Source organism: Paraglaciecola sp. IT1134 (assembly GCF_058068185.1).
The window spans coordinates 2955701-2979813 of record NZ_CM176486.1; the positions used below are offsets into that span (position 1 = coordinate 2955701).

Annotated in this window: 24 protein-coding genes and 5 tRNA genes; 9 read left to right on the plus strand and 20 right to left on the minus strand. The window is 45.5% G+C overall.

The genetic code is table 11. The features are described from left to right. Window positions 1–98: 98 nt before the first annotated feature. The 3 genes from AC3RV5_RS12855 (at window position 99) to AC3RV5_RS12865 (ending at window position 2788) form a co-directional block, all read left to right on the plus strand. Window positions 99–422, plus strand: a complete 324-nt coding sequence (locus tag AC3RV5_RS12855) for a VOC family protein (RefSeq protein ID WP_489728043.1) — start codon at window positions 99–101, stop codon at window positions 420–422. Between the two features lie 120 nt (window positions 423–542). Continuing rightward, window positions 543–1502: a transcription termination factor Rho gene (gene rho, locus AC3RV5_RS12860; RefSeq protein WP_489728044.1), complete on the plus strand. Its 960-nt coding sequence runs from the start codon at window positions 543–545 to the stop codon at window positions 1500–1502. 710 nt (window positions 1503–2212) lie between these two features. After that, window positions 2213–2788, plus strand: coding sequence for a hypothetical protein (locus AC3RV5_RS12865; protein ID WP_489728045.1), 576 nt, complete (start codon window positions 2213–2215; stop codon window positions 2786–2788). A gap of 184 nt (window positions 2789–2972) precedes the next feature. Here AC3RV5_RS12865 and AC3RV5_RS12870 read toward each other — a convergent pair. The 8 genes from AC3RV5_RS12870 to AC3RV5_RS12905 all read right to left on the minus strand — a co-directional run bounded on the left by AC3RV5_RS12870 (window position 2973) and on the right by AC3RV5_RS12905 (window position 8405). Further along, window positions 2973–3059 (minus strand) — tRNA-Leu (locus AC3RV5_RS12870). Window positions 3060–3549: 490 nt separating this feature from the next. Continuing rightward, window positions 3550–3623: transfer RNA gene (locus AC3RV5_RS12875), tRNA-Cys, on the minus strand. Between the two features lie 223 nt (window positions 3624–3846). Then, window positions 3847–3921: transfer RNA gene (locus AC3RV5_RS12880), tRNA-Gly, on the minus strand. Between the two features lie 187 nt (window positions 3922–4108). Further along, window positions 4109–4684, minus strand: coding sequence for a CDP-diacylglycerol--glycerol-3-phosphate 3-phosphatidyltransferase (gene pgsA / locus AC3RV5_RS12885; protein ID WP_489728046.1), 576 nt, complete (start codon window positions 4682–4684; stop codon window positions 4109–4111). Between the two features lie 95 nt (window positions 4685–4779). Beyond that, window positions 4780–6606: an excinuclease ABC subunit UvrC gene (gene uvrC / locus AC3RV5_RS12890; protein WP_489728047.1), complete on the minus strand. Its 1827-nt coding sequence runs from the start codon at window positions 6604–6606 to the stop codon at window positions 4780–4782. 3 nt (window positions 6607–6609) lie between these two features. Then, window positions 6610–7254 (minus strand): UvrY/SirA/GacA family response regulator transcription factor, encoded by a 645-nt coding sequence (uvrY, locus tag AC3RV5_RS12895; protein ID WP_489728048.1) that lies wholly within the window; start codon window positions 7252–7254, stop codon window positions 6610–6612. A 907-nt stretch (window positions 7255–8161) separates the two neighbouring features. After that, window positions 8162–8253, minus strand: a tRNA-Ser gene (locus AC3RV5_RS12900). Between the two features lie 60 nt (window positions 8254–8313). Next, window positions 8314–8405 (minus strand) — tRNA-Ser (locus AC3RV5_RS12905). Window positions 8406–8637: 232 nt separating this feature from the next. Between AC3RV5_RS12905 and AC3RV5_RS12910 the strand changes: the two genes are divergently transcribed. From AC3RV5_RS12910 to AC3RV5_RS12930, 5 genes are all read left to right on the plus strand, one after another. Beyond that, entirely contained in the window at window positions 8638–9306 is a 669-nt protein-coding gene (locus AC3RV5_RS12910) for a Bax inhibitor-1/YccA family protein (RefSeq protein WP_489728049.1), read from the plus strand. Window positions 9307–9386: 80 nt separating this feature from the next. After that, window positions 9387–9776 (plus strand): sulfurtransferase complex subunit TusD, encoded by a 390-nt coding sequence (tusD, locus tag AC3RV5_RS12915; protein WP_489732157.1) that lies wholly within the window; start codon window positions 9387–9389, stop codon window positions 9774–9776. After that, window positions 9773–10135 carry a sulfurtransferase complex subunit TusC gene (gene tusC, locus AC3RV5_RS12920; protein ID WP_489728050.1) on the plus strand — a complete coding sequence of 121 codons (363 nt, stop codon included), beginning with the start codon at window positions 9773–9775 and terminating at the stop codon, window positions 10133–10135. The genes tusD and tusC overlap by 4 nt, the downstream gene beginning before the upstream one ends. Continuing rightward, window positions 10135–10419: a sulfurtransferase complex subunit TusB gene (gene tusB / locus AC3RV5_RS12925; RefSeq protein ID WP_489728051.1), complete on the plus strand. Its 285-nt coding sequence runs from the start codon at window positions 10135–10137 to the stop codon at window positions 10417–10419. The genes tusC and tusB overlap by 1 nt, the downstream gene beginning before the upstream one ends. A gap of 43 nt (window positions 10420–10462) precedes the next feature. Beyond that, window positions 10463–10801: a TusE/DsrC/DsvC family sulfur relay protein gene (locus tag AC3RV5_RS12930; RefSeq protein ID WP_489728052.1), complete on the plus strand. Its 339-nt coding sequence runs from the start codon at window positions 10463–10465 to the stop codon at window positions 10799–10801. Window positions 10802–10833: 32 nt separating this feature from the next. Here the strand turns inward: AC3RV5_RS12930 and serS are convergent, their stop codons facing one another. The 6 genes from serS to lrp all read right to left on the minus strand — a co-directional run bounded on the left by serS (window position 10834) and on the right by lrp (window position 17563). Continuing rightward, entirely contained in the window at window positions 10834–12132 is a 1299-nt protein-coding gene (serS, locus tag AC3RV5_RS12935) for a serine--tRNA ligase (RefSeq protein WP_489728053.1), read from the minus strand. Between the two features lie 10 nt (window positions 12133–12142). Further along, the gene (crcB, locus tag AC3RV5_RS12940) at window positions 12143–12526 is read right to left on the minus strand and encodes a fluoride efflux transporter CrcB (protein WP_489728054.1); all 384 of its coding nucleotides are present in this window, start codon (window positions 12524–12526) and stop codon (window positions 12143–12145) included. Next, on the minus strand, window positions 12527–13864 hold the full coding sequence (locus AC3RV5_RS12945) for a replication-associated recombination protein A (protein WP_489728055.1): 1338 nt from the start codon (window positions 13862–13864) through the stop codon (window positions 12527–12529). It abuts the gene before it with no gap. After that, window positions 13864–14511 (minus strand): outer membrane lipoprotein periplasmic chaperone LolA, encoded by a 648-nt coding sequence (gene lolA, locus AC3RV5_RS12950; protein ID WP_489728056.1) that lies wholly within the window; start codon window positions 14509–14511, stop codon window positions 13864–13866. The genes AC3RV5_RS12945 and lolA overlap by 1 nt, the downstream gene beginning before the upstream one ends. A gap of 5 nt (window positions 14512–14516) precedes the next feature. Beyond that, a complete protein-coding gene (locus tag AC3RV5_RS12955) occupies window positions 14517–16952 on the minus strand; it encodes a DNA translocase FtsK (protein WP_489732158.1) in 2436 nt (811 codons plus the stop codon). 125 nt (window positions 16953–17077) lie between these two features. Then, the gene (gene lrp, locus AC3RV5_RS12960; RefSeq protein ID WP_489728057.1) at window positions 17078–17563 is read right to left on the minus strand and encodes a leucine-responsive transcriptional regulator Lrp; all 486 of its coding nucleotides are present in this window, start codon (window positions 17561–17563) and stop codon (window positions 17078–17080) included. A gap of 150 nt (window positions 17564–17713) precedes the next feature. On the opposite strand from lrp, the gene ald reads away from it, so the two are divergent. Continuing rightward, complete coding sequence (ald, locus tag AC3RV5_RS12965; RefSeq protein WP_489728058.1) at window positions 17714–18844, plus strand: alanine dehydrogenase; 1131 nt, start codon at window positions 17714–17716, stop codon at window positions 18842–18844. A gap of 76 nt (window positions 18845–18920) precedes the next feature. Here the strand turns inward: ald and pyrF are convergent, their stop codons facing one another. The 6 genes from pyrF to cmk all read right to left on the minus strand — a co-directional run bounded on the left by pyrF (window position 18921) and on the right by cmk (window position 24073). Continuing rightward, complete coding sequence (gene pyrF / locus AC3RV5_RS12970) at window positions 18921–19616, minus strand: orotidine-5'-phosphate decarboxylase (protein ID WP_489732159.1); 696 nt, start codon at window positions 19614–19616, stop codon at window positions 18921–18923. A gap of 6 nt (window positions 19617–19622) precedes the next feature. Then, on the minus strand, window positions 19623–20792 hold the full coding sequence (lapB, locus tag AC3RV5_RS12975) for a lipopolysaccharide assembly protein LapB (RefSeq protein WP_489728059.1): 1170 nt from the start codon (window positions 20790–20792) through the stop codon (window positions 19623–19625). 2 nt (window positions 20793–20794) lie between these two features. Further along, entirely contained in the window at window positions 20795–21064 is a 270-nt protein-coding gene (locus AC3RV5_RS12980; RefSeq protein ID WP_489728060.1) for a lipopolysaccharide assembly protein LapA domain-containing protein, read from the minus strand. A 173-nt stretch (window positions 21065–21237) separates the two neighbouring features. Continuing rightward, a complete protein-coding gene (ihfB, locus tag AC3RV5_RS12985) occupies window positions 21238–21528 on the minus strand; it encodes an integration host factor subunit beta (RefSeq protein ID WP_489728061.1) in 291 nt (96 codons plus the stop codon). 72 nt (window positions 21529–21600) lie between these two features. After that, window positions 21601–23274, minus strand: a complete 1674-nt coding sequence (gene rpsA, locus AC3RV5_RS12990) for a 30S ribosomal protein S1 (protein ID WP_489732160.1) — start codon at window positions 23272–23274, stop codon at window positions 21601–21603. Window positions 23275–23389: 115 nt separating this feature from the next. Further along, on the minus strand, window positions 23390–24073 hold the full coding sequence (gene cmk, locus AC3RV5_RS12995; RefSeq protein WP_489728062.1) for a (d)CMP kinase: 684 nt from the start codon (window positions 24071–24073) through the stop codon (window positions 23390–23392). Between the last annotated feature and the right edge of the window lie 40 nt (window positions 24074–24113).

Consider the following 24113-nt stretch of genomic DNA (forward strand, 5'->3'; position numbering starts at 1 on the left):
GTTCCAGTTGAGGTATAGAGAGCGACATAGTGCAATTTTTAGATCACGTATCAATATCAGTTCTCAATATTGCCGACTGCAAGGCGTGATATGATTCAATGATGGATGCACTCAGTTGTGAAAAAGTTTACGAAACCAACGCGTCCTTGAGTTATGCCGTTAGGTGTTCGGTCGAGAATGAATCACATAATTGCCTTGCTATATTTCAATCTACGGCAGCTATTACTGACGATGTTCGTCACTGGTGTTTTAAAGCTGCATCTAGAAATGCTGTGGATCAATTTTATGAAGCAGGCATTCACCACGGTGGAACATGTAACAGTCCGCCAGGGCTTCGTCCCAATTACCACGAAAATTATTATGGTGCCTTCTTTTATGCCCCATCAGGAAACCGCATCGAAGCCGTGTCTCATGGACAGTAAAGACCTTAAAGACTCAATCATGTCGCCGCTAAAAAACGCCGCTGTGAGCTGTGTATTGAAGTGTCAGATTACTTAAGCACGTCCAAAACACTTAATTCTCTAGAGCTATAACGCAATATCATGACAAGAAAAATACTATCTTTGAATCTGAACAGAAATAGAGACTCAAAACAAGTAGATGAGGTGGTCAAGGCTGTATCTCATGATGACCCACAAAAGCATTTTTTAAATGGCGTAGCCATCAATCCTTCTCAGTGCATTTGCCTGGAATTAGGTTCTGGCCAACTCACCACGCGAGCGATGGATTTGATCACGCCAATCGGAATGGGCCAGCGAGGTTTGATTGTTGCTCCACCGGGCTGCGGGAAAACCACCATTTTAAAGCATATTTGCCAGGCGGTGGGGAAAGCTTATCCCGAGATAAAGCTTTATGCGTTACTCATTGATGAGCGACCGGAAGAGGTGACTGATTTTAAGCGCAGCGTGCCGGCACAAGTACACGCCTCATCCACAGATGAAAGCTATGACCAACACGTACGTGTGGCCAATGACCTTCTTAACACCGCCCGCCGAGAAGCTGGCGAAGGTCACAATGTAATGATTGTCATCGATTCTCTCACAAGGCTCTCACGAGTACATAATGCAGAGCGTAAAAGCAGCGGTCGTACAATGTCGGGGGGGCTTGACGCTAGAGCCTTGGAAATACCACGAAAACTGTTTGGCGCAGCTAGACAGATTGAGAATGGTGGCTCGCTTACCATTCTAGCAACCATACTCGTTGATACCGGAAGCCGGATGGACCAGGTGATATTTGAGGAATTCAAGGGCACGGGCAATATGGAAATCGTTTTATCACGGGAGATTGCTAGTCAACGGATTTTCCCCGCACTGGATATTGCTAAAAGTAGTACGCGTCGTGAGGAGCTTATTCTAAATTCGAACGACATCGAAAAGATAAGAGTATTGCGCAGGGCACTAACCCATCTTAAACCTGTAGAAGGCGCCAGGAAACTGGTTGAGTTACTTGAAAAATACCCAACAAATGCCGAGCTATTGAACCGTTTGTTACCAAAAAATTGAAAATCTGCCTTTCAAAAGACTTGATTAACGTAGGCGGTCAAACTGGATGTCTCAAATGCCTACTAACCATTACATCTTTGTATTTGGTGCTATCGTTGGTAGTAATATTGACGGTGAACAGCATTAAACAACGGGTTTAACCAATGGGGTCAAAGACGTTGCTCTGGTGTTACTCCCGTTGGTTGCTCAGTCTGTTGTCTGAAACGGTTTTCGCCTAACACCCAAGCTTAGTGAGTGGCATCACGTAATTTATTAAGCGTTGATGCGGGAATGTGATGTTCAAACTGTGCCCGAGTACCTCCTTTCGTTCTGCCTGGTTGCTGGCAAGTGTTTGATAACAATGATGGGGTGTCAATAACGCTATTTTTTTATCTAATGTATGCCCATGATAACTTGACTACGGATACTCAGCTGGGTGCTTAACCATATTTTCTCTGACAGCTTGAGTTCGATATAACGACTAACCAAGGCCGATTTATAGCGTGTTCTGGTCAACCTTTCCACAGCTTCATAAATACCCTCAACGGCAATCAGAGTGGGCCTGCACTTTACCCAAAAACAAAAGAGATTTTTTTGTTTTATGGATCATACTAACTGTTCAGCCTGGACAAAATACAATTAGCTGATTTCAGACGATTAATATTTTAGCCAATTATATTATTGCCCCTTAACTGGGCGCTGTTATATTTACTTGATAGCGGAGTGCAAAATTGGAAGATATAAATTATTCATTGTTAGCAAATTATATTGCAATCGTTGTACTAGTACTTAAATCGTTATTCGATCTCTGGATCAACAGATGTATATTTGATAGGCAAATTAGTAAGGGGGTGGATAAGTTAGATGCCCTTATGAAAAGAAATGCTCGCGGCAACATAACATCTGCAGTAGCTTTTACTGCGATGTCATTATCGATACTTTTATCAATAGGTGGAACTATGGAAAATGAAGATATTAGTCCTAGCACTCAAGATATAGCTAATTTACAGCAATCTATAAATGACCACGGCTCAAGATTAAAGAAAATTGAAAAAGTCATCTGGCCTCCAATTGAAGAAGGCGATTATGGCAACCCCGTGCCAAGAGGGCCATGGGATCCAGTAGGCATGGAAAACTCACTCGCTGAAATAAAGAAAGAGCTTGCCGATTTAACTGCTAAAGGAACCGTTGCAGAAGATCGGCTAGAAAGGCTAATTACAATAGTAAATCAACTAACTGAAAATGTAGAAGCTTATAGTAAGTCCGTTAAGCAGCTTGAGAAATTCATGGCAGCTCCCGCGGGGTAAAACAGTCAACGGACCTAGAAAAATAAAGTATTGCCTAAAAGGTTAAACCTTGAAGATTGGCCGCCCTCGCCTTGCAAACCGCTGGGGTAATTACAACATGCGCAGCATCGGTTTAATACCGGTCAAAAGCTATAGCTGGATCAACAGAATTAGTTAAATATAAAGAAGAATAAAAAATTTAAAATGGTGCCCGGAGCCGGACTTGAACCGGCACAACCTTGCGATCGAGGGATTTTAAATCCCTTGTGTCTACCAATTTCACCACCCGGGCATCGGATGAACTCACTGAACTGTGAGGAGCTTCTGGGTTTGGACCAAACTATGTTTGGTACCTTGTGGTCACTGCCAGCATCCTGCTTCACGCGACACTTGTGCATCCTGCACATCGTCTACCAATTTCACCACCCGGGCATCGGATGAACTCACTGAACTGTGAGGAGCTTCTGGGTTTGGACCAAACTATGTTTGGTACCTTGTGGTCACTGCCAGCATCCTGCTTCACGCGACACTTGTGCATCCTGCACATCGTCTACCAATTTCACCACCCGGGCATCGGATGAACTCACTGAACTGTGAGGAGCTTCTGGGTTTGGACCAAACTATGTTTGGTACCTTGTGGTCACTGCCAGCATCCTGCTTCACGCGATACTTGTGCATCCTGCACATCGTCTACCAATTTCACCACCCGGGCAACGGATGAACTCACTGAGCTGTGAGGAGCTTATAAATCTTCACCAAATGACTTTGGCTTTTGCGAATTATGGAGGCGGAACCCGGAGTCGAACCGAGATCCACGGATTTGCAATCCGCTGCATAGCCATTCTGCCATTCCGCCGAATTCAAAACTTGGAGCGGGAAACGAGATTCGTATCCGGCCACCGCGTGGTTGCAACCCCTTGGGGGAGCGACCAGTAGTAATAAAAAAAACTACTATTCTTTTACTACTTAAATTTGGAGCGGGAAACGAGATTCGTATCCGGCCACCGCGTGGTTGCAACCCCTTGGGGGAGCGACCAGTAGTAATAAAAAAACACTACTATTCTTTTACTACTTAAATTTGGAGCGGGAAACGAGATTCGAACTCGCGACCCCAACCTTGGCAAGGTTGTGCTCTACCACTGAGCTATTCCCGCACCTGCTTTACTGAGCCTAGGTTGTGAAATGCGCTGACTTGCCGCTTAACAACTTATGTACTGCTCTGTAAATCTGGGCTGCATTCTACATCGACAGTCATTACTGTCAACCACAAAAAACACATTTTCTGACTGACTGCCTGATTTTTGACTAATGCGGCTTATTTTTACACGATATACCACAAACTTACTGACTAAGATGACTTTTTGACAACGCAGGCCAAGCGGCAAGTGTGTAGGTGATCATCGACCAGAAAGATAAAATGGCGGCAAAATAGAGCAAACCATAACCCAAGGTTACCCAATAGATGGGAATACCCATAAAAAATTGTAGTTCCGAGAGCAAGCCAATCAACGCTAACATCTGGGCCATAGTCTTGGCTTTGCCCATAAACGAAACCTTAACCGAATCTTGCAAGCCCTTCTGCCCCATCCACTCGCGCAGTGCCGAGATATAAACCTCTCTGGCGAGGAGTAATATTGCCGGAATAGTGATCCATATGCTGGCATAGGAATGGGTGATTAACAGTAATGCTGTGGCTACTATTAATTTGTCCGCTACCGGATCCAAAAACGCCCCAAACGCGGTGGATTGCTGAAGTTTACGCGCCAGATACCCATCAACCCAATCGGTGATCGCAGCGAACCAAAAAATAAAAGCAGCAGCTTGATGCGCCCATTTCCAATCCAGAAAATATACGGCAACAAATATTGGGATAAGCACAACCCGTACTGAGGTAATGATATTGGGAATGGTCCACATTTAACGGTTAACCCTCTTGGTTATTTTTGTGGCAGAAAATGTCTGCGCAAGCATTATTATTGCGTTAGGCAAAAACTTTACGAACTAAATTAAAATTAATGGTGAATATGATCGTAAATTGTATCGGCTAATTCTTCACTGATACCCGGCACTTTGGCAATTTCACTTTTACTGGCTTGCAGCACCCCGTGTAATCCCCCCATATACTTCAATAAACTCTGCCGACGCTTGGCCCCTACTCCTGGGATCGATTCCAGTTTTGACGTCTTTTTGTCTTTTTGTCGCCGTTGGCGATGGCCGGTTATGGCAAAACGGTGGGCTTCGTCTCGTATATGTTGGATAAGGTGTAACGCAATGGAGTCGCCAGCCATGGGGATAGTAGCATGATTGCCAGCCAAAATTAGGGTTTCAAGACCTGCCTTGCGGCTGCTGCCTTTGGCAACGCCGATAAGCATCGGTTTTTTCGGCTGAGCCCAATCTTCGAAAAACGCTTCGGCTTGTGACAATTGTCCCTTACCACCATCAATAAATAAAACATCCGGTATTTTAGAGATATCTTTTACGTCGCGGTAGCGCCTTGTCAGGGCCTGCGCCATGGCGGCATAATCGTCGCCTGGGGTAATACCTTCGATATTATAACGTCTATAATCGGTCTTATAAGGGCCGTCCCGATTAAACACCACACAAGACGCCACCGTTAATTGGCCGGAGGTATGACTGATATCGAAACATTCCATACGCTCTATAGGCTTTTCGAAGTCGAGAATTTTTTCCAGTTCAAGGTAACGGGCGAATACCGATTTTTGCTGGTTCTGTTTCGTAATCAGGGCATTTTCGGCATTGGTCTTGGCTAAGTCAAGATAACGGCGTTTTTCATCACGTACACCGCGATAAAACTGGATTTTACGCCCCGCTTCTTTACTGAGTAAGTCTTCGATAGCACCTTGTTCTGATACCTCAAAAGGCACTACTATTTGTTTAGGAATGACTTTATTACCCGCTAAATAAAATTGCAGGATAAAAGATTGAAAGACTTCATCTTCACTGGAATCCGCCGGCACCTTGGGGTAGAAACTTTTGCTGCCAAGCAGCTTGTTGTCCCGGATAAATAGCCCTTGAATACTGGCGATACCGTTACGATAGGCCAAGCCGAATACATCCATCTCCTGCTGGTTACCACTAACCCATTGTTGCTCTTGCACCTTGTTTAGGGCACTGATTTGATCCCTATAACGGGCCGCCGCTTCAAAACGCAATTCAGTACTGGCGCTTTCCATGCGTTTAACCAGTGAGTCTATCACCTGTTTATTTTTGCCTTTGAGAAATAAACGCGCAAGACTCACCTGCTCCTGGTACTCCTCATCAGATACCAGCCCGCTCACACAAGGCCCAGCACAGCGTTGCAACTGATACTGCAAACAAGGGCGAGAACGGGCGCGATAATAACTGTCTTCGCATTGCCTAATGGGGAACAAGCGCTGCATGGTGCGCAGGCTCTCGCGCACGGCCCAAGCACTGGGATAAGGGCCGAAATATTCACCTTTGAGTTTTTGCGGACCACGATGATTGGTCAACCTTGGGTGCTCATGGGCTGACAAAAATATAAAGGGGTAAGATTTATCATCACGCAGCAACACGTTATAACGAGGTTTGTATTTTTTGATGTAATTATTTTCAAGAATAAAAGCTTCGGCTTCACTGTGCACCACAGTGACATCCATCTGGGCGATTTGCTTGACCAAAGATCGGGTCTTAATACTGTCAATATTGGCCCGAAAATAACTCGCCACTCGATTTTTAAGATTTTTGGCTTTGCCTACGTAAATCACGTCTTGATTGTGATTATACATGCGGTATACGCCTGGCTGGTTAGTGAGATCCTTTAAAAAAGCTTTAGGATCAAAAGGTTCAATATCGGTCATCTATTACAAATTATCTGAATTTATCAACTTGTGGCGCAAAGCCAAGTGGGTAAGTTCGACATCTGTACTAACACTTAACTTATCAAACATGCGATAACGATACGTATTGACTGTCTTGGCACTGATATTAAGATAACTGGCGATATCAGGCACCTTGGCCCCCTTGGTCAACATCAGGGTGATCTCGAGTTCCCGTTCAGACAAACATTCAAAGGGATTACCATTGCTAAAATCCAACGCCCCTATGGCTATTTGTTGGGCGATATCCGGCGACACGTATTTTTGTCCGGCGGCTACCTTACGGATAGCGCGGATCATCTCCTGGGGATCAGAGTCTTTGGTTAAATAACCAAACGCCCCCATGCGCATAACCTTGGCCGGTATGGGATTTTCTTTGTGTACGGACAACACGATCACCCGGGTATTTTCACTAAAACGTAATATTTGTTTGGTGGCTTCTAATCCCCCAATTCCCGGCATACTCATGTCCATTAATACCAAATCCGGGCTATTTTTGCGGCAAAACTTCACCGCCTCTTCCCCCGTAGTAGCCTCCCCCACCACAACAAAATCCTGTACGTCTTCTAAAATACGCCTTATACCGGTTCTGACCAGTTCATGATCATCGACCAACAACATTTTTATCAAGTAGCTGTGCTCCTAGTGGAGAGTAATTCTTCGCAAAATAAGGACTAAATATCACATAAAACGAGATTTATTTCAGCAATGAATTTCGTTTTTAAGCAGTTTATTTGGGGTATTTCACGGTTAACGTCGCTTAACGTGTACTTAACGGTAAAAATGAGTACTCAATCTGTTCCAGCCTAGTATGGTATCGTTTAAACCTTGACCAATATTTTTTGCACAGCAGGTTTTCACCTGACATTGAATAAGCCACCTGTTACTGCAACCAGCTACCTGCATGGGTATGCTCGGAGAGCCGCCACAGCGACAACGGTTAGGAACCTCAGCGACCGATAACTCCCGCATTTGACTATGCTCTCGACTCATTTACCTAACTCAATAATATTTTTACCGCCTTTAAAAGGGAGCATAAAGGAAATCACTGCCTAAAGTCACGGTTATATTGCTTGTGGTTAGGCTGGGAAAATAGAGGCAAGTAATTTACTTATTTCGCCTCGAGTAAGTCGCTTGTCACAAAAACGGTGCAAAGGTGGGGCTTTGTTTATATGGCTGACGGGAGGGATGTACTCTGGCACGTCGCTGTGCCTGGCGCAGCGTCCGCTTCGCGCGCCTGTGCCGGTAGTGAATGCTCCCGGCATTCGCTCGAACCGCGGGGCTTCTCACCCTCCCGTTTAAATTTGTTCTTCATTTGAAGCACAAAAAAACCCGCAACTTGTGCGGGTTTTTTTAATATGGCGGATAGCGAGGGATGTACTCAGGCACGTCCCTGTGCCTGACGCTCCGCGCGCCTGTGGCGGTAGTGAATGCTCCCGGCATTCGCTCGAACCGCGGGGCTTCTCACCCTCCCGTTTAAATTTGTTCTTCATTTGAAGCACAAAAAAACCGCAACTTGTGCGGTTTTTTTTTAATATGGCGGATAGCGAGGGATTCGAACCCCCGGTAGGTTTGACCCTACGTCTGATTTCAAGTCAGGTGCATTAAACCGAGCTCTGCCAGCTATCCAAATTTTTATGATGCTATTTTGTATACAACCCCGAAATAGCCGGGACAAAATTAACAATATGGCGGAGAGGGAGGGATTCGAACCCACGGTAGGTTTGACCCTACGTCTGATTTCAAGTCAGGTGCATTAAACCAAGCTCTGCCACCTCTCCGAATTGAGGGGGCGAATATTAATAACGTTTAAGGGTCTTGTAAAGTCTTAATTTGCTAAAGTAATTTAAATGAACACAAATCAATCACAGTGCCGGTATTTACATCAACTTACGAATAAAGTAGCCGATTATCGCTTTAGGCACTTGAAAAAGTGAACGAAACACCATACAACTGCATCATATTCATATAATCTAGTTTTTAATAACATCACTTTACCTATTGGAGGTAACAATGGAACAACGATCTACCTATAGCAACACCGCACAACCCTCGGTACTGCAAACTAACAAGGTATTGCGCAACACCTATATGTTGTTGGCAATGACTTTAACTTTTAGTGCAATCTGTGCCGGTATCACTGCCGCCATTGGTATTGGCCCTGGCGTGGCATTAGGCATGAACCTCGCCGCATTAGTAATGATATTTTTCCTTAATAAAGCGTCGCAAAGTTCAATGGGCATCTTGTTTGTATTTGCTTTTACCGGTTTACTGGGCGGTTCGCTTGGCTACACACTTAATTATTATGCTGGCATGCAGGGTGGTTCTGAAATAATCATGCAAGCATTTGGCGCAACGGCCTTAGTGTTTTTCGGGCTATCTGGCTATGTATTGACCACCAAAAAAGACTTCTCCTTTATGGGTGGGTTTTTAATAGTGGGTTTGATTGTGGCAGTCGTTGCTTCGCTGGCTAACATCTTCTTTCAAATCCCAGCGTTAAGTCTGGCCGTTAGCGCGGCTATAGTGTTTATCATGTCAGGTTTCATCTTGTATGATACCAGCCGCATCATCAATGGCGGTGAAACCAATTATATTCGCGCCACGGTTTCCATGTACCTGAACATCTATAACCTGTTCATTTCCATACTGCATCTGTTAGGTGTCTTCGGTGGCGATGACTAATATTAGTTGAAACAACGCTAACACCCCGCTAGTCGGGGTGTTTTTATTTGTACACGTTTATTTGGTATAGTTTGCGCGATATGGCAACGTTTAGTTTATTGGTTACTCACCCCCCTTTTGATCAGCAACATGCGTATAGCGCTTACCGGTTTGCCTTGTCTGCCATAAAGTTAGGCCATCAGGTCAAAGGTGTGTTCTTTTATCAGGCTGGCGTGCATAACAGCAATAGCTTTCAAGCTGGGCATTCTGACGAGTTTCATCTTTACCAGGCCTGGGTGAATCTCAGCAAGGAGCATAATGTCGACTTGCAGGTATGTGTCACGGCCGCCAACCGCCGGGGAATAATCAATCAACTGGATGCCAAAGACGCAGACAGAGAACACTATAATTTAACTGCACCTTTTTTTGAGGTGGGCTTAGGCGATTTGGTTGAACTGCTGCATGGAAGTGATCGAGTGATCCAATTTTGAGCAAAATCAGCATTGCCATTATCAACAGAAGCGCGCCTTATGGTCAGGCAAATGGTCAGGAAAGCCTGGATCTAGCCATAGCCGCGGCAAATTTCGGTCAAGCGGTCTGTTTAATTTTTATCGACGATGGGGTGTTCCAATTGTTAAAGGCCCAGTCTCCAGAGCAGGTACAAGCCAAGAATTACAGTAAAACCTTCGCCGCCCTGACCTTTTACGATATCGATGATATTTACGTCTGCGAACAAAGTTTGGCCCTGCGTAATTTAACCCCTGACGATTTATGTATCTCCGTTAAAGTGTTAAGCGGTGATCAATTAAAAACCTTGCTAGCTTCGCACCAGCACCTGATGAGTTTTTAATGGTTTTACATATTGTCAGTACCAGCCCCTTTGCCAGCCAGACATTGAGCCAGTGTCTTAATCGCATGACAAAACAAGACGGGCTATTATTGATCCAGGACGGTGTTTACGCTCTGACAGATCAACGTTTACACCAGCAATTAGCTGGAATCGAAAAGCTGTACGTCTTAAACGAAGATATACAAGCCCGAGGCCTGGGCTCAGGGACCCTCAGTGTCGAAATAATAGACTATGCGGCGTTTGTCACGTTGACTCTGGTCTATGAGCACAGCCTAAGCTGGTAAGGGCGCAATACGAGCTAATTGAAGTGTTAAGTTGAGAGAACACATGTCATATCAAATTGAACTTGCAGGAAAAACCATCCCAGTCGACAAAGCCGGTTATTTACTTAACGTTGAAGACTGGCATCCGGCTTTAGCACAGTTATTGGCCCAAACTGAGGAAATTGAACTGACCGAAAGCCATTGGGAAGTCGTCAATTTTGTGCGGGAATTTTACCTTGAATATAATACCAGTCCGGCAATGCGGGCACTGGTTAAAGCGATGCAGCTGAAATTCGGGCCAGAAAAAGGCAACAGCCGTTACCTGTTTCGGTTATTTAAAAAAGGCCCAGCCAAACAAGCCACCAAAATTGCCGGCTTACCTAAACCTGCCAAGTGTTTGTAACACTACAATAGTTAATGTTAAATCGAGTTAGTTTAAGCTTGTTTAGTTAATACACTCAGTCCCCGCATATAAGGTTGCAAAACTTTGGGCACGGTTATGCTGCCATCTGCTTGCTGATTGTTCTCCAGGATCGCCACTAACGTGCGCCCTACTGCTAGACCCGAACCATTTAGAGTATGCAATAACTCCGGCTTGTTCGTTTCGGGGTTGCGGAAACGTGCTTGCATTCTGCGTGCCTGGAAATCCAGCATGTTAGAACATGATGATATTTCACGATAGGTATCTTGAGCGGGTAACCAGACTTCCAAATCATAGGTTTTACAGGCGCCAAAGCCCATATCACCGGTACACAACAGCATTTTTCGATAAGGCAGTTCAAGCAACTGCAACACTTTTTCGGCATGGCCGGTTAACTCTTCCAGGGCCTCAAAGGAATGTTGCGGATCCACCAGTTGGACCAATTCGACTTTATCAAATTGATGTTGGCGTATCAGTCCGCGGGTATCGCGGCCGTAAGATCCAGCCTCACTGCGAAAACAAGGGGTATGGGCAGTCATTTTGACAGGCAACTGCTCGGCGGCAAAGATCTGGTTACGGGCGGTATTGGTCAAAGGCACTTCAGCTGTGGGGATGAGTGACAAGCCCTGGCCTTCTTCTGTGGCCGGTTTGGTATGAAAGGCGTCCCCTGTAAACTTGGGGAATTGCCCTGTGCCATACATACTATCGTCATTAACCAAATAAGGTACGTACATTTCCTGATAGCCATGTTCCTGGGTATGTAAATCCAGCATAAATTGCGACAAGGCACGGTTTAAGCGAGCGATTTGACCTCGCATGACCACAAAACGTGAACCGGTCAATTTAGTAGCGGTTTCAAAATCCAGACCATTGTCCAGGTCAGCGCCTAAATCCACATGATCCTTAACCTCAAAGGTAAAGGATTTGGGCGTTCCCCAGCGACTAATTTCAACGTTGTCCTGTTCGTCCTTGCCTTCAGGAACGGAATCATCCGGCAGATTAGGTAAATGTGACGCCAAGGTGTGGATCTCGTCCAACAGTGTGACTAATTCCGCTTTGGCCTTATCCAGTTCATCACCCAGCTGCCCCACTTGGGCCAGTAATGGCGCGATATCTTGACCTGAGGCCTTGGCTTTACCTATGGACTTTGAGCGCACATTGCGTTCATTTTGTAATTCTTGAGTGCGTATTTGTAGAGATTTACGCCTTTCTTCTAACTGCGAGAACAATGCCACGTCTAATTTGAAGCCACGTTTTTGTAACTTTACTGCTGCTTGTTGTATCTCGTTGCGTAAATAATTTGCGTCTAACATGTTGTATAAATTAACCTTTTACTAGTTGTGTGCCTAACCATGCGGCAAATAAGCAGCAGACAAGATTCAAAAAGATATTGACTATCCCTTTGAGCCACAAGCCCTGCTGCAGCAGCAAAATTGTATCGACTGAAAAAGTGGAAAATGTCGTTAACGCCCCCAGAAAACCAATTCCTATGGTAGTGCGCCAAATAATTATCTCTATGTGTCCGTGCTCGATTAATGCGTAAAGAAACCCCAGACAAAATGAACCAATCACATTGACCAGAAGTGTACCAAAAGGAAACCCTTTGCCAAACCACTGGAGCATTAAATGCGATAGAAAAAAGCGCAAACAGGCACCTGTGGCCCCACCTAGTGCAATAAAACTGTAAATGGCTACGCTGTGCTGCATTTATGTGTACCTTTTTTGGATACTTTGCCTATCTAAATCAGCGAGATAGTCCAACTTTGCCTTAAGCTTGATCTCAAGTCCGCGTTCGTTAGGATGATAATAACGGGTGTCTTTGAGTTCTGGCGGCATATAAGATTCACCGGCCGCAAACGCATGGGGTTCATTATGTGCATAGCGGTATTGTTCACCATAACCCAACTCTTTCATTAATTTAGTGGGTGCATTGCGCAGGTGATCTGGCACCGGATAATCCACCAGATTTTTGGCATCATTCACGGCACTTTTGAAGGCATTATATACTGCATTACTTTTAGGAGCGGCTGCACAGTATAAAGTTGCCTGGGCAATCGCCCTTTCCCCTTCGGAGGGCCCTACCCGGTGAAAAATATCCCAGGCGTTGAGGCACACTTGCATGGCCCGGGGATCCGCATTACCAATATCCTCGGTGGCTATCGCCAATAAACGTCGTGCTACATATAAGGGATCCCCCCCAGCCACTAGCATGCGCGCATACCAATACAGGGCCCCATCGGGTGCGGATCCCCGTACCGACTTGTGAAAGGCAGAAATCATGTCATAGAATTGATCACCCCCTTTATCAAACTGGGCAACCTTATCCCCTACCGCTTGTTTAACCACTTGAGGCGTAATGATCCCCTGTTCCGCAAAATCTGCAGATAATTCCAGGTAATTCAACAGACGCCTGGCATCACCGCCTGCCAGTTGCACAAGCAACGACATGGCGTCATTATCCATTGTAAGGTTCGACTGCCCTAAGCCTCGTGGTGTATCGCTCAAGGCACGACTGGCTATATCCCGTAACTCATCGGTGGATAACGGCTTAAGTACATAGACCCTGGCCCGAGACAATAAAGCGCTGTTGAGTTCAAATGAAGGATTTTCAGTGGTTGCGCCAATAAAGGTCACAGTGCCATCTTCAATAAATGGCAGGAAAGCATCTTGCTGACTCTTGTTAAATCGATGCACTTCATCCACAAACAAGATGGTGCGCTTGGATTGACTGGCAGCATATTGTTTGGCCTTTTCGATCGCGCTACGAATGTCTTTAACCCCTGAGGTTACTGCTGAAATTCGTTCAATATGTGCATCACAGTGCAGGGCGATAATTTCCGCCAAGGTGGTTTTCCCCGTCCCCGGAGGTCCCCACAGGATCATGGAATGACATTGTCCGCGGCTTACTGCCAAACGCAGTGGTTTACCCAGACCGACTATATGTTGCTGGCCAAAATATTGTTCAATATTGTGCGGACGCATACGCGCCGCTAAAGGTGAGAAATCGGCTTTATCGTCCCCAGCAAAATCAAATAAATCACTCATCAGTTACGCTGGTCATCCAAATCAAAGCCTTGAGGAAGGCTAAATTCAAAGACAGAATCAGCTATGCTTTGATTTTGCTGGGCATCGAAAAATTCAAGCACACTGGTTTGCTGCTGGCTGTCCTGCATGCTTAGTGCAACCAGTGCATCACCTTGAAAATTCAGGGTAAGGCGACTGATAGGAGAATCAGTCTGGATCGCCTGAATGATAAAGGTATCGGCTTGGCGAGTGACATTAAATTCGTCCCATACATCACTAAGGGGCTGAGTAAGTAAGATAAGCGGGTTGTTTTTAACCGCTTGTGCTTGTTCGACCGCCACCACTTGTTCAACGAAGGGATCCACGTTCCACAGAGTCTGGCCATCTGCAATGAGCACGCTTTCATGGGGCTCATCGAGCCGCCAAAACACCTTGTTGGGCTGTTGCAAGGCGATGTTGCCTTTGGCCTCTTGGAGCACTTCACCATTGGCATCCGTCACCCGCTGGCTGAATTTTGCCTGAAAACTATGTAGATTTGCCAACCTTATTTTCAGGCTATCCCCAGCATCAGCTGATTGCCCTGCGAAGGTAAAATGTGTGTTAAACACCAATAACGCTGCCCAAATCAACTTGAGCCCCTGGTTTAAACCGTTATGAATTTTAAACATTCTTTTTATTCCCTTGGTGGTGGCGGCGCTAAAACTTCGCGATTGCCATTGTGACCGGCTGGCGTTACGACACCACTTTGTTCCATTTGTTCGACTAAACGTGCCGCTCGGTTGTAACCGATGCGAAATTTGCGTTGTACACCTGACACCGATGCCCTGCGGGATTCAGTCACAAAAGACACGGCTTCATCATAAAATACGTCGAACTCCTGATCCGCGCCTTCGGCTTGTTCGCCAGGCAACAAGACCTCAGCGCCGGCATCACCACTTAATATTTCGTCTATATATTGCGGCTCGCCGCGTTTTTTCCAATCCGCCACCACAGCGTGCACCTCATGATCATCTACAAAAGCCCCATGTACACGAGTAGGCACGCCAGTGCCTGAGGGTAAATACAGCATGTCCCCCATGCCCAACAGGGTTTCTGCACCTTGTTGATCGAGTATCGTGCGTGAATCGATTTTAGATGACACCTGAAAAGAAATTCGAGTGGGTATGTTAGCTTTGATTAACCCGGTTATCACGTCCACAGACGGGCGTTGGGTAGCCAGGATCAGATGAATGCCCGCCGCCCTCGCCTTTTGGGCAATGCGTGCTATCAGCTCTTCAACCTTTTTACCGACTATCATCATCATGTCGGCAAATTCATCGACTACTACCACTATGGCCGGCAGTTTTTCCAGATCAGGGGCCCGGGTCTCCATGCTCTCTTCAAATCTCCACAGGGGATCTTTAATCGGCTCACCAGCGGCAATACCAGCGGCTATTTTAGCGTTGTAGCCCTTAAGGTTTCGAACGCCCAAAGCAGACATCAAACGATAACGACGTTCCATTTCCCCTACACACCAGCGTAAGGCATTGGCGGCGTCTTTCATATCCGTCACGACTTCGGTTAACAAATGCGGAATGCCTTCATAGACCGATAACTCCAACATTTTGGGATCGATCATTATCATACGCACATCATCTGGGCTGGATTTGTATAACAAGCTGAGGATCATGGTATTGACCCCCACAGATTTACCTGAGCCCGTGGTACCCGCCACCAACAGATGGGGCATCTTAGCCAAGTCAACCACCACGGGCTCGCCGGATATATCCGCCCCCAATACCATGGTTAAGGGAGAGTCTGCGTGTTGAAAAGCATCACAGCTGATAACTTCGCTAAGACGTACCATTTCCCTGTTTTTATTTGGCAGTTCCAGTCCAATTACTGATTTACCTGGGATGACTTCCACTACACGTACCGAGATAGCCGACATGGCCCGGGCTAAATCTTTGGATAATCCGGTGATCTTGCTGACTTTAACACCAGGCGCCAAGTCCATCTCGAAACGGGTGATCACCGGTCCCGGGTAGACCCCAACCACTTGTGCTTCAATATTAAAATCAGCGAGTTTTTCTTCCAATAATCGGGAAACTAATTCCAGTTCCTCTGGGGTAATAGGATTAAGTACCTTGTCTGCTCGATCAAGTAAATCAAAGGAAGGCAATGCTTCTTGCGGAGCATTTACATCGCCTTGTTCAATCAGCTGTTCGTCTTGCTCCCCTGGCTTTTCAATATCGCCTATTTGAGGCTCTACCTTAGGATTGGACTTTACCTTGCCCACTTTGCTGATTTTATTACGCAGTTCACTGATTGATATAGGGCTAGGGTTAGCCGGTTGAGTCTCCTTTTGTGTTCCGTACAGTGCCTCTTCAGGTATGCTAAATGCGGGCGCGCTGCTTGGGGGGACTGAAGGCTCGACTCGCTGATTAACCGGTTTATATAGTGGCGCGTGACTGGCGGCTTCGTCTACCAACGCTTCGTTGTCCTGTTTTCTAAAACCTAAGCGCAGCATGGGGACTTGCTGAATTTTCTCTGGCAAACCCCACATTGTGCGAAATATACCCAGAGTCAGCCCCCCAAGCTTATCTACTACTGTGAGCCAAGAAATGCCGCTTAATAGCGTAAAACCGGTGCAAAATAAACTTAGTAATAACAATACCGTACCGGCGAAATTCAAATAAGGGATCAATGAAGCACTGACTACGTCACCTAACATACCGCCGGCAGAAAAATAAAACAGATCATTAAAATTCAAACTGGCAATGCCTGCGGCTCCTACCAGAGCCAATAATAAACCAATGATGCGTAAACCAATGGTCAAATAATCAAACTCGGTGATGCTTTTTCTTTGTTGAAACATAAACCAACCGGCAAACGCGGCGGTAAAGGGAAAAACGTAGGCGATAAAACCAAAGGTAAAAAACAAAATATCCGCCAGCCACGCCCCTATAGCCCCCACCCAGTTGTGAACGCCACCTTGCAACCCTGCCTGACTCCAGCTGGGGTCAGCGGGATGAAAAGAAACCAAAGCAAGTAATATGAAAAAAGCAAATGCACAACTGAGCATCATACCTACTTCCATAATCCGCTGCATACCTGTAAGTCTTGCCATAGATTTTTTTATCAACATTAAGTGTCTACTAAAATTAGAGCTGTATAAGATACCAGTGCTTCACCTAAAATCCTAGTTGGAGGCAATCTTATGCTGAGTATTTAACCAGCTCGTAGTTTTCGCCTTTATCGTGGATTAATTTTCAACATGGTGGTGTCTTTTATTTCTTCCATAACCACATAAGTACGTGACGCACTCACTCCTGGGAGCCGCAATAGGGTATCCCCCAGTAGTTTTCGATAACTGGACATGTCTGCGACCCTGGCTTTGAGCAAAAAATCGAAATTACCGGATACCAGATGACACTCCTGAATGTCATCGTGTAATCTCACCGCAGCAGAAAATTCTTCGAAGATGTCCACCGAGGTCTTTGTTAAGGTAATTTCCACAAATACCAACATCGCGGCCCCCAGTTTATGGGGATCAACTCGAGCGTGATAACCCAGTATATAACCTTGTTGCTCCAGGCGCTTAACCCTTTCCAGGCAAGGGCTGGGGCTGAGACCAACTTTAGTGGCGAGATCAATATTCGATATTCTGCCATTTTTTTGCAGCTCAATAAGGATATTTCTATCTATCCGGTCAATGTGTTTCGGAGTTTTTATCAGCATATAATATTCTGGGTTATTACCGTTTAGCCATATATTAAACTTTATCTTTTGAATTTTCAGAATAATTTTCTTGCTGGCTTACTCTATACTTGCGGCGCTTCTTTTACATACAGCGTTACTCCTAACGCCAACTAATTAAGGTTTCGACATATGCTAATCGGTGTACCAAAAGAAATAAAAAATCATGAATATCGGGTGGGTCTTACCCCGGGTGCGGTCAAAGAATTTGTTACCTACGGGCATCAAGTCCTGATTGAAGACAATGCAGGCACATCTATCGGTTTCACCAATGAAGATTATATCGCTGCAGGCGCCGACATTGCCTCAGATGCGCAAGAAGTGTTTGCTAAAGCCGATATGATTGTGAAGGTCAAAGAGCCTCAGCCAAACGAGTGTAAGATGTTACGCAAGGGCCAGACCCTGTATACCTATTTACATTTGGCGCCGGACCCAGGTCAAACCAAACTCCTTATCGAATCCGGTGCAACTTGTATCGCCTATGAAACCGTCACCGATAACCGTAACGGTTTGCCATTACTTGCCCCTATGAGTGAAGTAGCCGGCAGAATGGCCGTTCAGGCTGGTGCCCATTATCTGGAAAAAGCCCAGGGTGGCAGTGGTACTTTGTTAGGTGGCGTACCTGGTGTTGCCCCTGGTAAAGTGCTGATAATAGGTGGTGGAGTAGTCGGCACCAATTCCGCCAAGATGGCTTTGGGTCTGGGTGCAGATGTTACCATTTTGGATCGTTCGTTAACCCGTTTGCGAGAACTGGATGACATTTTCGACGGCAGATTAAAAACCGTATTTTCTACTGTAGATGCCATTGAGCATTATTCATCAAAGGCAGATTTGGTTATCGGCGCGGTGTTAATTCCGGGGGCAGCGGCACCTAAGCTTTTGACCCGAGAACATATCAAAAACATGAAAGAAGGTTCGGTAGTAGTTGATGTCGCCATCGATCAAGGTGGTTGTTTTGAGACGTCCAAAGCGACTACTCATCAAGATCCTGTTTATGTGGTTGATGGTGTGGTGCATTACTGCGTAGCCAATATGCCAGGCGGTGTGGCAAGAACATCGACTATGGCTCTAAATAATGCCACCCTGCCCTTTGGTTTGGCATTGGCAAATAAGGGCCCTAAACAAGCCATGTTGGATGATCCCCACTTGTTAAATGGCATGAATGTGCACCAAGGCATGGTAACGTACAAGGCGGTGGTTGATGCCTTGGGCCGGGAACTTGGCCTGGAATATACCGATCCGAAAACAGCATTAAACGGCTAATTCGGCGCTAATATATAAAAAGGGCCACTTATTCAGTGGCCCTTTTCGTTTGTTAGTCAACCTCGCCGTTAGATAATTAGAGGATACTTTCGTTTATCGCCAACAAGGTGGCCAGAGGATCCGCAGATTGGGTAATAGGTCGGCCGATGACCAAATAATCCACGCCGGCATCAATTGCTTGTCGAGGGGTCATAATGCGTTTTTGATCGCCACTTTCAACGCCAACAGGACGGATACCTGGCGTAACTAACGTAAAATCACTGCCGAGTCGCGTTTTGAGCATGCTGGCTTCTTGAGCCGAGCACACCACCCCATCCAATCCACTTTGTTTAGTCAATTTGGCCAGGGTCAGAACATGCTCCATGGGGCTAGTGGTAACGCCAATGGCCTGAAGTTGGGCTTGATCCATACTGGTGAGCACGGTCACCGCAATTATCAACGGTCTGTCCTGTCCAAAACGTTCGACGGCAAGCCTTGCCTGATCCATCATTGTACTGCCACCCGAGGCGTGTACGTTTAACATCCACACACCCAAATCCGCCCCAGCGGTACAGGCTTTAGCAACCGTATTGGGAATATCATGAAATTTAAGGTCTAAAAATACATCGAAATTCTTGGCCACCAATGACTTGACAAATTCGGGGCCAAAATAAGTAAACATCTCTTTGCCGACTTTCAACCGACATAAGCTCGGCTCAAGTTTATCGACAAAGTTCATCGCTTGGGTTTTACAGTCAAAGTCAAGGGCAACAACAACTTTGGGATCATGCATTTTCAACTATTCTCCATCTAATCCTTTAATGGGTTTGACTAAACCCCACTTTTTACACGAAGGGCATAACCAATGGATCTGGCTTCCGGAAAAGCCACAGCTGTGACAACGATATTTGGGTCGTTGTTTAATTTGTTCTTCCACCAAACCTTTTAACAGGGTCAGGCTGTGAACCGACTCACTTTGTGTCGGCTGCTCAATATACAAGCCCATCAGGGTTTTGAAACCCTTCATGGTGGGGTGACGACGTAATTGTTGTACCAGCACTTGTGCAGCTTCCTCGGCTTCACCACGTTGTGCCATCAAATTGACCTTGGCCAAATAAGCGGTGGCACACTGTTGCCAATACTGGTCCAAAATACTCTCTAACTGAGACATATCATTCAGAGCCTGGGCACTTTGTTCTATCAGCGGAACTGCTTCACTAAACCAGGATATATCTCGTAAGGGTACTTGTTTCAGATATTCAATAGCCGTCTGGTATTGTTCTTGCTCTATGGACATTTTACCGAGCATTAACCAGGGGCGAACAGTGGTCTGATCGACATTGATGGCCTTTTGCAGGTTTTTTTCCGCCAATAAATAGTCTTTGTTACGTAATTCAATGGTGGCTTGTTCACAATAAAAATGTGCCACTCTGGCACAAAGCTCATCGCTGTCCCCATGACATTCCATCATATTTTCGGCTAATTCTATGGCCCGAGTCCAATCTTTAGTGGTCTGGTAAATATCAAATAATTGTTGCTGGGCATCGAGATAATGTTTATCACTGTTTAATAGTTGCAAAAAGGCATTTTCGGCCCGTTCCAAAAATCCTGCCAGAACGTAATCACGTCCGAGTTCTTTGAGGGCGGACTCTCTTTGGGTGGGGGAAATTTGCTCTTTACTGACCAGGTTTTGATGAACGCGTATGGCACGGTCCAACTCGCCCCTGTGGCGGAAAAATTTGCCCATGGCGATATGAGTTTCAACCGTATCACTGTCCAGGTTGATCATTTTTATCAGGGTATCAACAGCTTTGTCTGGCTCATCGGAGAGCAAAAAGTTGAGTCCCTTATAATAATGTTTAGAGAGGATGCTGGATTGTTTACGTTGCGCCTGACGCACGCTATTTCGCCCCATTACCCAGCCATAGCCGGCTGCAACAGGCAACAAAAGGAATAACAGTTCAAGCATAATTAAGTTTTTTCAACGCGAACCAATTTTTTATGCTGGCGCTGTAAACTAAGGATGCGCCATTTCAAACGCAAAATATAACTGGTAAATAATATCGCCGATAACGCGGCCCCAACTAGCAACATCACCAGCATCAACACTGACACCCGTAATTCACCCTCTGCTACGAGGTAATTCACCATGACACTATGAGTATTTTGCGAGCCCAGAAAACCGCCTATCAGGAGTAATACCAGCACCACTACAAGAGATAATAACCCCTTAAACTTCATATTTTTTTACCTCTGGGTAGATCCATATCTCAATGTTAGCGTTTAATTATGATTTTGCTCCCACGAGATTAACCATCCGTGACCCATATTGGAAGAGCACATTCGTAAATTAATACCACTCTAACAAAAACGGCACTCCAATTGGAGTGCCGTTTGAATGATTTATCGAAAAATCAACTTACTAAATCTTCGTTGACCCGTTCGCGCAGTTCCTTACCAGGTTTAAAGTGAGGGACGTATTTACCGTCCAACTCAACAGTTTCACCGGTTTTGGGATTGCGTCCAACGCGTGGTGCCCGGTAATGCAATGAGAAGCTGCCAAATCCGCGGATTTCGATACGTTCACCCTTTTGCAGGGTTTGCGCCATTTGCTCAAGCATTTCCTTAATAGCCAACTCAACGTCTTTTGAAGGTACGTGACGGGCTTTATCCGCTAGTCTTTCGATAAGTTCTGACTTGGTCATATAAACTCTCCTTCAACAAACAAAACGCTGTAAGTGATTTTAAAGGTGCGCATACATGCGCACCTGGCTGGATTAATCGTCGCTTTTCGCAGCTTTAAAGGCTTCAGCAAAGGCATTGGCAAAACCAACTTCTTCGTGCTGATTAACTTTATCCATTGCGTCTTTCTCGTCAGCTTGATCCTTGGCTTTAACAGACAAGTTAACGATGCGATTCTTACGATCTACGCCCATAAATTTGGCTTCAATCTCAGAATCAACAGCAACAACTTCGGAGGCATCTTCGACACGTTCGCGAGCCAAATCGGTGGCGCGAATGTATCCTTCAACTTCATCAGCTAGCTTAACGGTAACGCCCTTGGCGTCAACAGCAGTAACAGTACCAACAACGATAGCACCTTTTTTGGTGTCTGTCAGATACTGGTTAAACGGATCTTCTTCAATCTGTTTAACACCTAGAGAGATACGCTCACGCTCTGGGTCAACTTGTAATACAACAGCTGATATCTCGTCGCCTTTCTTGTATTCACGAACAGCGTCTTCGCCAGTCTTGTTCCAAGAAATGTCTGATAAATGTACCAAACCGTCGATGCCGCCGTCCAAGCCGATGAAGATACCGAAGTCAGTGATTGACTTGATCTTACCGCTGACTTTATCGCCTTTAACTTGCGCTTTAGCAAACTCTTCCCAAGGGTTAGGTTTGCACTGTTTCAGGCCAAGTGAAATACGACGACGTTCTTCGTCAATTTCCAATACCATAACTTCAACAGTGTCACCCAAATTAACCACTTTAGAAGGATGAATATTTTTGTTGGTCCAATCCATTTCAGATACGTGAACCAAACCTTCAACGCCGTCTTCGATTTCTACGAAACAGCCGTAATCAGTCAGGTTAGTTACCGCGCCGCTTAATTTGGCGCCTTCAGGATAACGCTCAGCAATTTCTTGCCACGGATCGTTGCCCATTTGTTTCATACCCAGAGAAACACGTGATTTCTCTTTGTCGAACTTAAGGACTTTAACGTTAATTTCATCACCAACATTAACGATTTCACTCGGGTGCTTAACGCGTTTCCAAGCCATATCGGTAATGTGTAACAGACCATCAACACCACCAAGGTCAACGAATGCGCCGTAATCAGTCAAGTTCTTAACGATACCTTTAACTTCATGGCCTTCTTCAAGGTTAGCCAACAAAGAATCACGTTCAGCACTGCTTTCAGCTTCGATAACCGCACGACGAGAAACAACTACGTTGTTACGTTTGGCATCTAACTTGATTACTTTAAATTCTAGTTCTTTACCTTCAAGATGAGTCGTGTCGCGTACTGGGCGTACGTCAACTAGCGAACCAGGTAAGAATGCACGAACTGTATTTACTTCAACCGTAAAGCCACCTTTGACCTTACCATTGATTACACCTTTAATCGTTTCTTTGTCATCGAAAGCTTTTTCTAGCTCAACCCAGGCTTCGTGACGTTTGGCTTTTTCGCGAGATAATATAGTTTCGCCGAACCCGTCTTCAATTGCGTCTAGAGCAACGTCGACTTGATCGCCAATTTCAACGTCCAGGCTGCCATCGGCATTTCTGAACTGTTCAATTGGAATAGCACTTTCAGATTTCAAACCCGCATCTACTAGCACGATGTCTTTATCAATAGATACTATAGTACCTTTGACAATCGCACCTGGACGGGTTTCAATTACTTTTAAGCTTTCTTCGAATAGTTGAGCAAAATTTTCAGTCATAGTTAAGTTAAATGTTTCATTTTGACATCCACACTGCAATCCGGCTAACGTGGGGTTGTTATTAATTGCCAACTGTCATCCTGATGTTGGGCAGTTACATACTTTAATCAATACGCTAAAAATTTACTGCTAGTTTAGAACGTACAAATTCACTAATCTTTTCAAGCACTTGCTCTACATTCAACTCAGTTGAATCTACCACAAGTGCGTCTTTTGCCGGCACCAAAGGTGCAACAGTGCGATTAGAATCGCGCTCATCGCGAGCCTCAATGTCCGTCAAAAGGCGCGATATGCTAACATCATACCCCTTTTCTTTCAACTGGTAATATCGTCTTTGCGCTCGCTGATTAGCACTTGCGGTTAGAAATATTTTCACCTCGGCTTCCGGGAAAACTACCGTGCCCATATCTCGTCCATCGGCAACCAGACCTGGGGACTCCTTAAACGCCCTTTGACGGCGTAATAGGGCCTCACGCACACTTGGCAAAGACGCAATTTGTGAGGCAACCGAGCCAACTTCCTCTGAACGAATGTCATCGGTGACATCTTCACCTTCCAGTATGACTTTACTGCCGTTATCTCCTGGCGCGAAGCTAACATCTAGCCCTGTGGCTAATGGTAACAAGCCAATCTCGTCACTGGGATCAATTTTATGATGAATAGATGCGATAGCCAGCACTCGATAAATTGCGCCGCTATCTAGAAAATGCCAACCAAGACGATTTGCCAGTAAGGTACTTACCGTACCTTTACCGGCGCCACTTGGACCATCGATAGTAATGACGGGAAATGCTTGCATGCTCTCTCCTGAGCTTATGAAAATCGCGCGCAATTATACG

What these genes read in the sequence shown, in the direction of transcription:
- AC3RV5_RS12855 (WP_489728043.1), top strand. Translation starts at nt 99, where the DNA reads ATGATGGATGCACTCAGTTGTGAAAAAGTTTACGAAACCAACGCGTCC.
- rho (WP_489728044.1), top strand. Translation starts at nt 543, where the DNA reads ATGACAAGAAAAATACTATCTTTGAATCTGAACAGAAATAGAGACTCA.
- pgsA (WP_489728046.1), bottom strand. Translation starts at nt 4,684, where the DNA reads ATGTGGACCATTCCCAATATCATTACCTCAGTACGGGTTGTGCTTATC.
- uvrC (WP_489728047.1), bottom strand. Translation starts at nt 6,606, where the DNA reads ATGACCGATATTGAACCTTTTGATCCTAAAGCTTTTTTAAAGGATCTC.
- AC3RV5_RS12910 (WP_489728049.1), top strand. Translation starts at nt 8,638, where the DNA reads ATGGAACAACGATCTACCTATAGCAACACCGCACAACCCTCGGTACTG.
- tusD (WP_489732157.1), top strand. Translation starts at nt 9,387, where the DNA reads ATGGCAACGTTTAGTTTATTGGTTACTCACCCCCCTTTTGATCAGCAA.
- tusB (WP_489728051.1), top strand. Translation starts at nt 10,135, where the DNA reads ATGGTTTTACATATTGTCAGTACCAGCCCCTTTGCCAGCCAGACATTG.
- AC3RV5_RS12930 (WP_489728052.1), top strand. Translation starts at nt 10,463, where the DNA reads ATGTCATATCAAATTGAACTTGCAGGAAAAACCATCCCAGTCGACAAA.
- serS (WP_489728053.1), bottom strand. Translation starts at nt 12,132, where the DNA reads ATGTTAGACGCAAATTATTTACGCAACGAGATACAACAAGCAGCAGTA.
- crcB (WP_489728054.1), bottom strand. Translation starts at nt 12,526, where the DNA reads ATGCAGCACAGCGTAGCCATTTACAGTTTTATTGCACTAGGTGGGGCC.
- AC3RV5_RS12945 (WP_489728055.1), bottom strand. Translation starts at nt 13,864, where the DNA reads ATGAGTGATTTATTTGATTTTGCTGGGGACGATAAAGCCGATTTCTCA.
- lolA (WP_489728056.1), bottom strand. Translation starts at nt 14,511, where the DNA reads ATGTTTAAAATTCATAACGGTTTAAACCAGGGGCTCAAGTTGATTTGG.
- AC3RV5_RS12955 (WP_489732158.1), bottom strand. Translation starts at nt 16,952, where the DNA reads ATGGCAAGACTTACAGGTATGCAGCGGATTATGGAAGTAGGTATGATG.
- lrp (WP_489728057.1), bottom strand. Translation starts at nt 17,563, where the DNA reads ATGCTGATAAAAACTCCGAAACACATTGACCGGATAGATAGAAATATC.
- ald (WP_489728058.1), top strand. Translation starts at nt 17,714, where the DNA reads ATGCTAATCGGTGTACCAAAAGAAATAAAAAATCATGAATATCGGGTG.
- pyrF (WP_489732159.1), bottom strand. Translation starts at nt 19,616, where the DNA reads ATGCATGATCCCAAAGTTGTTGTTGCCCTTGACTTTGACTGTAAAACC.
- lapB (WP_489728059.1), bottom strand. Translation starts at nt 20,792, where the DNA reads ATGCTTGAACTGTTATTCCTTTTGTTGCCTGTTGCAGCCGGCTATGGC.
- AC3RV5_RS12980 (WP_489728060.1), bottom strand. Translation starts at nt 21,064, where the DNA reads ATGAAGTTTAAGGGGTTATTATCTCTTGTAGTGGTGCTGGTATTACTC.
- ihfB (WP_489728061.1), bottom strand. Translation starts at nt 21,528, where the DNA reads ATGACCAAGTCAGAACTTATCGAAAGACTAGCGGATAAAGCCCGTCAC.
- rpsA (WP_489732160.1), bottom strand. Translation starts at nt 23,274, where the DNA reads ATGACTGAAAATTTTGCTCAACTATTCGAAGAAAGCTTAAAAGTAATT.
- cmk (WP_489728062.1), bottom strand. Translation starts at nt 24,073, where the DNA reads ATGCAAGCATTTCCCGTCATTACTATCGATGGTCCAAGTGGCGCCGGT.